This is a genomic window from Actinomadura formosensis NBRC 14204, assembly GCF_001552155.1.
Taxonomy (GTDB): Bacteria; Actinomycetota; Actinomycetes; order Streptosporangiales; family Streptosporangiaceae; genus Spirillospora; species Spirillospora formosensis.
The window spans coordinates 1-10,811 of record NZ_BCQQ01000007.1; the positions used below are offsets into that span (position 1 = coordinate 1).

A 10,811-nucleotide genomic window follows, 5' to 3' on the forward strand; every position below is an offset into this window, starting at 1 on the left:
TCTCGCAGGTCTTCTTCCATGCCCGGCGGCCTGCCCCGTCCACCGGCCGGACCTCGCCGCCGCGATCATCGCGAGGTGCCGTCCCCCGTCGTGCAGGTTCTGGGGGCCGTGGGCGCCCCTTCTCCATGGCGGTGCCGTTCCATGGCGGTGCCGTGCACAGCCCGGCCACGCGGGACCGCGCAGGAGGGAGAACCATGAACGCACCCGTCATCGCAGGCGTGGACGGATCGTCCGCGTCTCCGCGCTGCGTCGCCTGGGCGGCCGCCGAGGCGCACCTTCGGCACTGTCCGCTGGAGCTGGTGCACGCCTCGACACTGCTGCACCGGGACGGCTCGCTGAGCGACGACGCCTATGAGCAGATGGAGACCGACCGCACCCGCATGCTCGACGACGCGGAGGCGTACGCGCGCATGCTGCGTCCGGACGTGGAGGTACGCGCCCGCCTGCTGGACGAGGAGGCGGGCAGGACGCTGCTGGCGGAGAGCGGGAACGCCGAGCTGGTCGTCGTCGGCACCCGCAGGGTGGCGGGCGCCGACGGCCGGCTCTTCGGCTCGGTGGGCCGGGAGGTGGCGGCGCGCGCCCGCTGCCCCGTGCTCGCGATCCCCGCGTCGGCCCCCGAGCCGGCCGCGATGCCGGCCGAGGTCGCCGTCGGTGTCCAGGAGCGCCATGGCGAGTCCCGGACGATCGGCTGGGCCTTCGAGGAGGCGTCGTTGCGGGGCGCGCACCTGACCGCGATCCACGCCTTCGGCGCGGAGTTCGGCGCGGCCAGGCAGAAGGTCGGCCAGGACACCCTTCTCTCGGAGGCCCTCGCCGGCTGGAGCCCCCGGTACCCGGACGTCCAGGTGACCAGGACCGTCTCCGACCAGCACCCGGCGCAGGCACTGGTGGCCGCGTCCGACGGGGCGGCCATGGTGGTCGTGGGCGCGACGCGCCGCGGCGGCGGAAACGGACCCGCGCTGGGAAAGGTGGACCAGGCGTTGCTCGATCACGCCCTGTCCCCCGTCGCGATCGTTCCCGAGATCTGAGACCCGCGGGGACACCGTTGCCCGGGGCGCGGATCACGCCCCCTGCTCGGCGCTCACGGCCGCGAAGCGGCACAGCGCCCCGATCCCCTCCGCCGGCGCGTCGGGGGCGCCGGCCCGCACGACGTGGATCCCGGCGCCGGTGAGGAGGGCGCAGCGCACCGCGACGTCGATCAGCGGTCCTCGGGTGATCTCCGAGGCCCCGGCGTCGGCGAGGTCCTCGCGGTCGCGTGACACCTGGGTGGGGTGCCGGCCGAACCACGCGGTACGCCGGTCCAGGGGGTCGTCCACGACGAGAAGCGTGTACACCCGTCCCTGGGTGAGGGCGTCCAGGGTCTCCTGGACGCCCTCGACCGCGCGTCCGGACGGGCCCTTGCGCTCCTCCAGCAGATGCAGCAGGGACCGCGTCTGCTCGTCGGCGGCCCGGCGGGTCTCGGCGGCGACCTGGGCGGCGCGGTCCTTTTCGGCGCCGTCCGGGCTGCGTCCGCCGCTGACGTACCGGATGCTCACCTCGCGCCGCACCCGCTCCGGCAGGTGCTTGGTGAGGTACTGCAGGGCCCGGACGTCGCCGGCGAGCAGCAGCAGCCGGGCGTCGAGGTCCGCGACGGTGCGCACCAGCGCGTCCGCCACCCGCACCGCGTTGTGCTCCCACGAGTCCTCGGCCCGGTGCTGGTGGCGCATCTGGGACCAGCCGCCGGGCGCGTTGCGCACGATCTCGTCGTCCGTACCGTCCACCACCTGCACCAGGGCTTCCGTCGCGCCGCACGGGTACGCGGCGACGTCCGCGCCGGTACGGTCGACGAGCGCCAGCACGTACGCGGGGCGCTCCTGCACCCACTCCAGCAGCGGCAGCACGTGCGGCAGAGCGTCGTACACCGCGAGATCGGGCCGATCCGACCCGGGCGTCTCCAGGGCGAAAAGCACCTCGCCGTGCGCGGCGAACGCAGCCAGCACCCCCGAGCCCGGCACCGACTCCGACACCCTCCGGGTCAGGGACTCGATGGTCGCCCGGTCGGCCCCCTGCTCGGCCAGCCGCCCCGTCAGCGCCTGCCATCTCAACCAGACGTCCTCCTCCGGAGGCGCGGCCAGTTCGACGTAGACCGACGCCACCGGCCCGGCGGACGTGAACAGCCGGTGCAGGGCTTTCTTGTCAACCCCCGTGTTCGCCCTCATGAGCCCCCATCCTTGATATCCGACACCACCGTCCAGAAGAGGCGAAGGTCCCGAGCCGGGTTCATCGCGCCGTCACCGGGGCCAGGTGGCCGACGAACCAGTCCCGGGCGAGCTCGGCGACCTGTTCGAGCGTCCCGGGCTCCTCGAACAGGTGGGTGGCGCCCGGGACGATGGCAAGCTCGTTCTCACAGCGCATCTGCGCCTGGGCCTCGCGGTTGAGGTCGATCACCACCTCGTCACGGCCGCCCACGATGAGCAGGGTGGGCGCGGTCACGTCGGCCAGGCGGGGCGCGGCCAGGTCGGGGCGGCCCCCGCGGGAGACGACGGCGGCGACGCCGGTGGCCGGCTCGGCGGCGGCCCACAGCGCGGCGCCGGCCCCGGTGCTCGCGCCGAAGTAGCCGATGCGCAGTTCCCGCGCCTCCGGCCGGCCCCGCAGCCAGCCGGTGACCTCGACCAGGCGGCGGGCCAGCAGGCCGATGTCGAAGACCTTGCCGCGGTCGTACTCCTCATCGGGGGTGAGCAGGTCGAACAGGAGCGTCCCGAGCCCGGCCTGGTTCAGCACGGTGGCCACGAAACGGTTGCGGGGGCTGTGCCGGCTGCTGCCGCTGCCGTGGGCGAAGATGACGATCCCGCGGGCGTTCTCCGGCACCGTGAGGTGACCGGCCAGCCGCACCGGCCCGGCCTGGACCGCGACCTCCGCTCCCTGCACGGGGTCGGGCCGGTCGGCCGGCACGTGTTCGGCCTGCGCGGCGGCCCGCTCCAGAATGGCCACGACCTCGTCGTCAGAGGTCTGGGAGAAGTCGGTGTAGAACTGGCCGATCGAGAAGAACGGCGCGGGCGTCTGCGGGCAGACGAGTTCGTCGGCGTCCCCCGCCAGCCTGGAGGTCCAGTCCGGAGGTGCCACGGGCACCGCGAGCACCACCCGTGCCGCCCCGTGGGCACGGGCGACATGACAGGCCGCACGGGCGGTCGATCCGGTGGCGATACCGTCATCGACCACGACGACCGTCCGGCCCTGCAACGGCACCCGGGGGCGCTCGCCGCGGAAGCGCAGCGCACGGCGTTCCAGCTCGGCCCGTTCGCGCTCCTCCACCACGGCGAGCTCGCCCGGGGAGAGGTCCGCCATGGCGACGATCTCCTCGTTGATCACCCGGACCCCGTCCTCACCGATGGCGCCCATTCCCAGCTCCGGCTGCCACGGCACGCCCAGCTTCCGCACGACGATGACGTCCAGGGGCGCGTCCAGCGTCCGGGCCACCTCGTAGGCGACGGGAACGCCTCCTCGCGGCAGGCCGACCACGACCACGTCCTCGCCGCGCAGGTGCCGTAGCGACTCCCCCAGACGCCGGCCCGCGTCGATGCGATCCACGAACATCGTTTCCCTCCCTCGCCTTCTGGATCCGCCGGGAAATCACCGCCGTCGGCTAGGGGGAATGGTCCCCACACTCGTAGCCGCCACACCCCGAGCGCCGACTTGCGGGTCAACAGCGTCCGGGGACGTTTCGCACCCGCCCCTGGGAGAAGGAAGCAGGCGAAGGGGGGATATCAACCATGACCACCGCACGTGAAGTCATGCACTCTGGTGTCGAATGCGTGAACACCGGCGAGACCCTCGCCACGATCGCCCAGCGGATGGCCGAGATGGACGTCGGCGCGATGCCCGTCTGCGGTGACGACAACCGGCTGAAGGGGATCATCACCGACCGCGACATCGTGGTGAAGGCCATCGCCAAGGGCAAGAACCCGTCCGAAGTCAGGGCCTCGGATCTCATCGGCGAGACCCCGGTGTGGGTGGAGCCCGGCACCGATGTCGACGAGGTACTGCACCACATGGTCGAGCACCGGATCCGCCGCCTGCCCGTGATGGAGAACGAGGAGCTCATCGGCATCATCAGCCAGGCCGACCTGGCGGCCAAGCTGCCCGAGGAGAAGGTCGGCGTACTGGTCGAGGCCATCTCCAGCACGTCGCACTGACACACCGAGGTGCGGCGGGCATGCCCCGCACGCACATCCGTGCACACAAGGCCCGGGCCGTCAGACCACGGCCCGGGCCTCAGCGCGACGCCGCCGGGGTGGGCGCCCGGGACCGCTGCCCGATCTGAAGGCCGCCCGGCTCCAGGGCGTCACCCGCGCGCCGGGGTGTCCGGTCGCAGCCCGGCCAGCGTGGTCCGGACAAGGCGGCCGATCGCCACCGGGTCGTGCAGCCCTCTGGCCGCGCCCAGGGCGTGCAGGCAGTAGCGGGTCAGCTCGTCGGCCGGGACGTCTTCGCGTACGGCTCCGGCGGCGACCGCGTCCGCCATCAACTCCTGGACGAACTCGCGCAGATGCCGGTGGGCCGCGGCGACGTGCTCACCGCTGTGCATCATGACGGCGAGGCCGTCGTCATGCCCTCCCTTGCCCGCGATCGCCTCCGCGTAGGCCGTCAGCACCGCCTCCAGCCGCCGCGCGGAGCCCCGGGTCTCGTCCCGGACGCGGTGCAGGTGTTTCAGGTGCTCGTCGATCTGGCGTTCGTGCCAGGCCCGCAGCATGGACTCGACGTCGGGAAAGTACTTGTAGAGCGTCGCGCGCCCGATACCGGCGTCCTTGGCGATCTGCGACATCGTCACGCCGGTCACTCCATGCCGGGCGACCAGGGCGGCGGTGGCGTCCAGGGCGGCGTCCCGGACGGCGTCGCGGTGCGCGGCGATCGTCTCGCTCCAGAGTCTCGGCACGTCTCCGATGATACGCATCGCCCGGCTAGAGACAGTTGATTTGAGTGCGACACTATGTATTGTAAAAGGAGGCGGGTGAGCCCGCGACGCCTGACGGAAGAGAGAGCCTCATGACGGATACGTCCGCCGCAGCGCACCCCCACAGCCGGTCCTGCGACCCTTACCTCGGGTGTCCGCCGTGGGAGATCGGCGCTCCCCAGCCCGCGATGCTCGCCCTCGCCGAGAACGGCGAACTTCACGGGCGCGTGCTGGACGTGGGCTGCGGGACCGGGGAGCACACGCTGATCGCCGCCGCCTCCGGCCTGGACGCCACCGGGATCGACACGTCCGCCAGAGCCCTCCGGACGGCCGAGGAGAAGGCCCGCGAGCGAGGTCTCACGGCCCGCTTCGTCCGCCATGACGCGCTGCGCCTGGCAGAGCTCGGCGAGACCTTCGACACCGCTCTGGACTCGCTGTTCCTGCACGGCCTCACCGCCGCGGACCGTGCCGTCTATGTGGACGGCCTGCACACGGTGGTGCGGCCGGGAGGACGGCTGTTCGTCCTCTGCTACAGCGACCGGCACACCGGCGAACCGGACGTGCCGCACAAGCTGTCCCGGGACGAACTCGAATCCTGCTTCACCGACGGATGGGTCGTGGAGTCGGTAGAGGCCACCGTGTGCAGGTCCAACGTTCACGCCGGCGGCATCGCCGCCTGGCTGGCCACCTGCCGCCGCACCTGAGAGACGGCCTCAGCCCGCTCGCCGTCCCGACCTTCTCTCCCGCACCAAAGGACCTGGCATGCTGACCTCGGAAGTCGCCCTCCGGATAGCGCGGCCGAGCCGTTACCTGGCGCAAATGTGCCGGCACGCCGCCGCCATGGGCGAGATGGGCGGGGGCGGTCACCGGCCCCACGCCCACGCCGCCACCACCGCCCTCGCCCGCGGCGACCTGCGCGTCCAGGCCGAACATTCCGGCACCCACGGCGTCGTCACCTTCGACCCGTGGGGCCGGGCCATCCTGGACGCGACCGACGACACCCTCACCGTGCGCGTGGAGGCCGCCGACGAAGACGCCCTTCAGCAGATCCAGGACATCGTCACCAAAGATCTCGAACGGTTCGGCCGCCGCCGGCGGATATCCGTCACCTGGCCGCCGCCCGCGGCGCCGGGTGGTGACCCCGCACCCGCGAAACCGCCGCCCGGCTCGGGGCTCCCGCCCCGCCGCGGCCGCCGCTCCGTCATCGTGCTCACGCCGCTCATCGCCGCGGCCGTCGCCGTCCACCTCGGACTGGGCGGGGCGTTCTTGGCCGGATGGCACTGGACCGGCCTGACGATCGAGATCGTCGTGCTCATGGTCGCGGCGAAGATCCTCCTGGTCACGCTCGGCCGCCGCGTCCTCCGCCGCACGCACATCCCTCATCGGGGCGCTCTCCGCCACCTCCGGGCGGGAGGCCACCGGCCCGGTTAGGCCGCTCCTCATCGGCCGGTGGCCGACACGAGCAGAAGCGGGCGGGGGTCTACCCCGCCCGCTTCGGACGCCCTACATCTTCTTCAGCATGTCCCGCATCTTCGCGATCTCGGCGGACTGCGAGGAGATGATGCCGTCGGCCATCTGCTTGGCCTCCGGAGACTGGCCGGACGCCTGCTCGGTCCTGCCCATCGCCACGGCCCCCTCGTGATGCTCGATCATCATCTCCAGGAACGCCTTGTCGAAGGCCCGCCCGTCGGCGTCCTCCAGTTCCTTCATCTCCTTCTCGCTCATCATGCCGTCGCCGCAGGCCGCCAGGGCGATCGCCAGGGCCGGAACGGCGACGAGCGCAAGTACGCGCTTCATGATGGTTGAAGCCTTTCGTGTCGGGTTCTGTGGACTGACCGGTCGCCGGCGCCGAGGCGCCGGCGGGCCCGTCACAGCCTCAACACGCTCAGTTCGTGCAGGGCCGGCCTGGGCGGCGGCCTGCCGGCGACCAGAAGCCGCCCCATGGCGAGCAGCCGCGCCACCGTGGCCGGCGCCCTCCGCCGGTACAGGGCGATGACGGCCCCGAAGAGCGAGAGCGCCGTCAGCATCGCCAGGCAGACCTGTCCGCCCGGATGATCCCGCTGGTGATCGGCGGGTTGCCGCCCACCGCCGGAGTGGTGATGCGCGGACGCCTCCGGCATCGGCCGGGCAGCGCTCATGGACGTCATCGGGACGCCGGTCATGTCGGCCGGGTCCGGCGATGCCTGGAAGCCGTGCATCGCGAGGACGCCGAAGAACAGGACCAGGCCGAACAGCGGGGTGGGGGCGCGTCCGCGCCCCCACCGCTCCGGTCGCGTCCTCAGCCGTCCCACTCGCCGCTCCGCGGTGGTGTCCGCACGGTGGGAGGCAGGAGGCGCATGGTCAGGCGACGCGGACTCCGCCGGCGAACGGGCGTCCGGCCATGGGGGCGATCTTGACGACGTCGCCGGTCTGCGGGGCGTGGACCATCTTGCCGTTGCCGATGTACATGCCCATGTGGTGCAGGTCGCTGTGGAAGAAGACCAGGTCGCCGGGCTTGAGCTGGCTCATGCTCACGTGGGTGCCGGCGTTGTACTGGCTGCCGGTGTAGTGGCCGAGGGTGATGCCGACCTGGGCGTAGGCGTACAGCGTCAGGCCGGAGCAGTCGAAGCCCCTGATGTTGGCGCCCTGCGCGGTGCCGTACGTCGGGCCGGAGGCGTCGCCGCCGCCCCAGGAGTAGGGGACGCCGAGCTGGCTCAGGGCGGCCTGGACGGCTCTCATCGCCTTGGCCGAGGCCCCTCCGGAGGCGACGTTCGGGGCCGAGCCGGGGTTCGCGCCGGGAGTGGCGTAGGTGCCGAGCTGGCGCTGGACCTTCTTGAGCTTGACCTGTAGTTCCCGGCGCTTCTTCTTCGCCTCCTCGGTGAGCTCGCGCACCTGCTTCGCACGCGCCTCGGCCGCCTTGCGGGCGCGTTCGGCGCCCTGCATCATCTGCAGCAGTTGCGTGACGCGGCTGTTGTCCTGCTTGGCGAAGTAGCTGAGGGTGGCGGACCGGTCGAGCACGGCCTGGGGGTCGGCGGACGAGGCGAACGAGACGGTCGGGTCGACCGGGCCGTTCTTGTAGGTCTCGGCGGCCATCTTCGCCATCCGCGAGCGCCCCTCGTCCAGGGTCCTCTTCTGCTGCTCGGAGGTCCTCTTGGCGACGATGGCGGCGTGCTGCGCCTGCTTGAGGCGTTCCCGCAGGCCGTTGTACTGCTCGCTGAGCTTCTCGGCCTCGTCGGCGAGCTTCTTCTGCTGGGCGGTCAGCTCCTTGCGCGTCGGCCTGGGCTTCGCCTCGGCCGGGGCGGGGGCCACCAGCCCGACGGAGATCATGATCGAGGCCGTCCATGCCGTGGTGGCGATGATCCTGCGGCGGGCTGACGTTCGCGGGCCGGCAGCTCGTCGCTGCATGCGCTGTCCTCTCCTGTAACGCCTACCGGGTCAGCTGACGGGTTCGGGCCGGAGCCGCCCTACCGTCCGCGCGGGACGGACTCACCCCGGTGAAGATCGGGTCCCCGGTTCCCGGGACGGGGTCCGCGGGATTTGGCGCGGCCATCGGCCGTCCCCGGCGGGGACGCGGCACCGTGACCTCCTACGGAGGGTAGGAGAAAAGCCGCCTCCTCCGCCACTCGGCCAGCCGAATTGAACGTTTCTCACCCGGGTCCCGGCGGCCCCGCGGAGCTCAGCAGATCATGGCCAGTTCGGCGATCGCCGCGGCCCCGACGAGGAGCGGCGCCGCGACCGCCGTCGTCGCGAAGGCGCCGGCCGCCAGCCGGACGGCCCGGCGCGGCCCCACCGGCTCGGCGGCCTCCAGCCTGCGCACCCGCTCCGCCAGCCTGCCCCTCCCGGGGCCGCCGGTCGCGCCCAGCGCGCCCGCCGCGCCCGGAGCCGCGGAGAGCCGGCACAGGGCGTCCACCAGTGCCCGCCTGCCGCAGGCGCGCGCCGCGGCGTCGTCGGCGGCCATCTCCAGCAGCAGCGGCAGCCGCGCCTTCGCGCGCCGGACGGTCGGCAGCCACGGCAGCAGCGCGTGGACCAGGTCGAGCATGAGCAGCAGCGCGTGGTGACGCTGGCGCAGATGGGCCCGCTCGTGCGCGAGCACCGCGCCGAACTCGGCGGCGCTGAGCGACTCCTGCGCCCCCGTGCTCACCACGATCGCGCGGCGCCGCGCGGGCAGGGAGTAGGCCACGGGGACGGGATGGTCGAGGACCAGGACGTCCGGATGCCGCCGGTGCTCCCGGGCGACCAGGCGCAGCATCTCCCGGTGCCGGCGGCGGTGCCGCACCGCCCGGCCGAGCCGGGGCAGGCTCCGCGCGAGCGCGGCACCGCAGCCCGTCACCAGGATCAGGCTCGCGGCGGTCGCCGCCGCGATCGCCGGATACCCGTGGTGGGGCAGGCAATCACGCAGCCGGCCGAGGAGGCCGTGGCCCGGTCCGGGCGGGGAGAGCAACGCGACCGCCACGAGGCCCGCGCCGGCGACCACGGCGCCCACCAGAGCCGCGACCCAGCAGGCGGCGGCGGTCGCCGGGCTGAGCGCGGGACGCCGCAGGCGGTCCAGGACGGGCCCGGCGAGACACCCGAGCACGACCGCCGACATGAGCAGGCCGGCCATCGACACGATCACGCGATCATTCCTCGTCGCCTTCGGCGGCCCGCCGGCGCAGCACGTCCAGCAGGTGACCGACGTCCTCCCGGGGGACGCTTTCCGCGAATCTGGCCAGGATGGCGCCGCTGTCGGGGGCGTCGGTGAGGGCGTCCAGCATCAGGTCGACCGCGTAGTCCTCCCGCGCACGCGTGGGGCTGTAGCGGTACGCGAGCCCGTCCTGCGTGCGCCGCAGCAGGCCCTTCTGCGCCAGGCGTTCCGCCACGGTCTGCACGGTGTTGTAGGCCAGCGGCCTGTCGGCGTCCTCGTTCAGCCTCGCCAGCAGTTCGCGCACCCGCAGCGGGCCGGGCGCCGCCCAGAGCACGTCCATGATGGAGCGCTCAAGCGATCCAGCCAGTCCGGCCACGCGGTCACCCCCTCACGCCATTGTGCCGGAGATCCGGATCGCGCCGAAGGTTCGGCCGGACTGCGATGGCACCGGACGGATTGGGCATAAGTCGTCCGGAAGCAGCGAGAACACAGAAGATGACAACCGGGGGCGGCTTTGGCGGCGACGATGGATCTTCGCGGCAGGACGGCGATCGTGACCGGCGCGGCACGCGGCATCGGAGCCGCGATCGCCGGTGCGCTGGTGGCCGACGGCGCCCGGGTGGTGATCGGCGACATCCTGGACGGCGAGGGGGAAGAGCTCGCCGAGCGGCTGGGTGACGGGGCGGTGTACGTGCACCTGGACGTGACGGACTCCGCGCACTGGCAGGCCGCTCTCGCCGAGGCCGAACGGCTCTTCGGCCCGGTGTCGGTGCTGGTCAACAATGCCGGCATCGTCGAGTTCGGCGGCATCGCCGACCAGCCCGCGGACTCGTTCCGCCGCGTGATCGACATCAACCTCTACGGGGCCTGGCTGGGGATGCGCACCGCGCTGCCGTCCCTGCGCCGGGCGGGAGGCGGCTGCATCGTCAACATCTCCTCCACCGCGGGCCTGATGGGCTACGCCAACCTCGGCGCCTACACCGCCAGTAAATGGGGACTGCGCGGCCTCACCAAGACCGCGGCCCTGGAACTCGCCGCCGACGGCGTCCGCGTCTGCTCCGTCCACCCCGGCCCCATCCGGACGCCCATGACCTCCGGCATGGACGACTCCCTCACCGCCGGCCAGCCGATCCCCCGCTTCGGCGAACCCGAAGAAGTAGCCCAGATGGTGCACTTCATCATCACCCGGGCCACCTACTCCACCGGAAGCGAGTTCGTCGTCGACGGGGGCGCGGCCACCGGCATCACCCCACCGGTCAACCCGTCCACCTGACCGGCGCACAC

General features: G+C 72.7%; 13 protein-coding genes and 1 riboswitch. Of the genes, 5 read left to right on the forward strand and 8 right to left on the reverse strand.

Annotation, left to right across the window (positions count from 1 at the left end; all coding sequences use genetic code 11):
- Window positions 1-194: 194 nt before the first annotated feature.
- Complete coding sequence (locus tag AF1_RS02735; protein ID WP_067793370.1) at window positions 195-1,025, forward strand: universal stress protein; 831 nt, start codon at window positions 195-197, stop codon at window positions 1,023-1,025.
- 33 nt (window positions 1,026-1,058) lie between these two features.
- On the opposite strand, the gene AF1_RS02740 is transcribed toward AF1_RS02735, so the two are convergent.
- Window positions 1,059-2,195 carry a baeRF2 domain-containing protein gene (locus AF1_RS02740; protein WP_067793372.1) on the reverse strand — a complete coding sequence of 379 codons (1,137 nt, stop codon included), beginning with the start codon at window positions 2,193-2,195 and terminating at the stop codon, window positions 1,059-1,061.
- Between the two features lie 61 nt (window positions 2,196-2,256).
- Complete coding sequence (locus tag AF1_RS02745; protein ID WP_067793373.1) at window positions 2,257-3,570, reverse strand: phosphoribosyltransferase family protein; 1,314 nt, start codon at window positions 3,568-3,570, stop codon at window positions 2,257-2,259.
- Between the two features lie 176 nt (window positions 3,571-3,746).
- Here AF1_RS02745 and AF1_RS02750 point away from each other — a divergent pair, with 176 nt between their 5' ends.
- On the forward strand, window positions 3,747-4,169 hold the full coding sequence (locus AF1_RS02750; protein WP_067793375.1) for a CBS domain-containing protein: 423 nt from the start codon (window positions 3,747-3,749) through the stop codon (window positions 4,167-4,169).
- Between the two features lie 149 nt (window positions 4,170-4,318).
- On the opposite strand, the gene AF1_RS02755 is transcribed toward AF1_RS02750, so the two are convergent.
- Complete coding sequence (locus AF1_RS02755; RefSeq protein WP_067793464.1) at window positions 4,319-4,906, reverse strand: TetR/AcrR family transcriptional regulator; 588 nt, start codon at window positions 4,904-4,906, stop codon at window positions 4,319-4,321.
- A 110-nt stretch (window positions 4,907-5,016) separates the two neighbouring features.
- Here AF1_RS02755 and AF1_RS02760 point away from each other — a divergent pair, with 110 nt between their 5' ends.
- A complete protein-coding gene (locus AF1_RS02760; RefSeq protein WP_067793377.1) occupies window positions 5,017-5,628 on the forward strand; it encodes a class I SAM-dependent methyltransferase in 612 nt (203 codons plus the stop codon).
- A 58-nt stretch (window positions 5,629-5,686) separates the two neighbouring features.
- Window positions 5,687-6,355, forward strand: coding sequence for a DUF2218 domain-containing protein (locus AF1_RS35725; RefSeq protein WP_067793379.1), 669 nt, complete (start codon window positions 5,687-5,689; stop codon window positions 6,353-6,355).
- A 72-nt stretch (window positions 6,356-6,427) separates the two neighbouring features.
- Here AF1_RS35725 and AF1_RS02770 read toward each other — a convergent pair whose 3' ends face one another.
- The 5 genes from AF1_RS02770 to AF1_RS02790 all read right to left on the reverse strand — a co-directional run bounded on the left by AF1_RS02770 (window position 6,428) and on the right by AF1_RS02790 (window position 9,903).
- Window positions 6,428-6,721: a DUF305 domain-containing protein gene (locus AF1_RS02770; RefSeq protein ID WP_067793381.1), complete on the reverse strand. Its 294-nt coding sequence runs from the start codon at window positions 6,719-6,721 to the stop codon at window positions 6,428-6,430.
- 71 nt (window positions 6,722-6,792) lie between these two features.
- Window positions 6,793-7,215, reverse strand: coding sequence for a DUF6153 family protein (locus tag AF1_RS02775; RefSeq protein ID WP_067793382.1), 423 nt, complete (start codon window positions 7,213-7,215; stop codon window positions 6,793-6,795).
- Window positions 7,216-7,264: 49 nt separating this feature from the next.
- Window positions 7,265-8,308, reverse strand: coding sequence for an NlpC/P60 family protein (locus tag AF1_RS02780; RefSeq protein ID WP_242609012.1), 1,044 nt, complete (start codon window positions 8,306-8,308; stop codon window positions 7,265-7,267).
- A gap of 3 nt (window positions 8,309-8,311) precedes the next feature.
- Window positions 8,312-8,456, reverse strand: a riboswitch (cyclic di-AMP (ydaO/yuaA leader).
- 123 nt (window positions 8,457-8,579) lie between these two features.
- Entirely contained in the window at window positions 8,580-9,518 is a 939-nt protein-coding gene (locus AF1_RS02785; RefSeq protein WP_067793387.1) for a M56 family metallopeptidase, read from the reverse strand.
- Window positions 9,519-9,522: 4 nt separating this feature from the next.
- Window positions 9,523-9,903 carry a BlaI/MecI/CopY family transcriptional regulator gene (locus AF1_RS02790; RefSeq protein WP_084262384.1) on the reverse strand — a complete coding sequence of 127 codons (381 nt, stop codon included), beginning with the start codon at window positions 9,901-9,903 and terminating at the stop codon, window positions 9,523-9,525.
- Between the two features lie 177 nt (window positions 9,904-10,080).
- Here AF1_RS02790 and AF1_RS02795 point away from each other — a divergent pair, with 177 nt between their 5' ends.
- Entirely contained in the window at window positions 10,081-10,800 is a 720-nt protein-coding gene (locus AF1_RS02795; protein WP_242608654.1) for an SDR family oxidoreductase, read from the forward strand.
- The last annotated feature ends 11 nt before the right edge of the window (window positions 10,801-10,811 follow it).

Bases quoted from the DNA above. Each gene is read 5' to 3' on its own strand.
- AF1_RS02750 (WP_067793375.1), top strand. From the start codon at position 3,747: ATGACCACCGCACGTGAAGTCATGCACTCTGGTGTCGAATGCGTGAAC.
- AF1_RS02735 (WP_067793370.1), top strand. From the start codon at position 195: ATGAACGCACCCGTCATCGCAGGCGTGGACGGATCGTCCGCGTCTCCG.
- AF1_RS02760 (WP_067793377.1), top strand. From the start codon at position 5,017: ATGACGGATACGTCCGCCGCAGCGCACCCCCACAGCCGGTCCTGCGAC.
- AF1_RS02740 (WP_067793372.1), bottom strand. From the start codon at position 2,195: ATGAGGGCGAACACGGGGGTTGACAAGAAAGCCCTGCACCGGCTGTTC.
- AF1_RS35725 (WP_067793379.1), top strand. From the start codon at position 5,687: ATGCTGACCTCGGAAGTCGCCCTCCGGATAGCGCGGCCGAGCCGTTAC.
- AF1_RS02780 (WP_242609012.1), bottom strand. From the start codon at position 8,308: ATGCAGCGACGAGCTGCCGGCCCGCGAACGTCAGCCCGCCGCAGGATC.
- AF1_RS02745 (WP_067793373.1), bottom strand. From the start codon at position 3,570: ATGTTCGTGGATCGCATCGACGCGGGCCGGCGTCTGGGGGAGTCGCTA.
- AF1_RS02770 (WP_067793381.1), bottom strand. From the start codon at position 6,721: ATGAAGCGCGTACTTGCGCTCGTCGCCGTTCCGGCCCTGGCGATCGCC.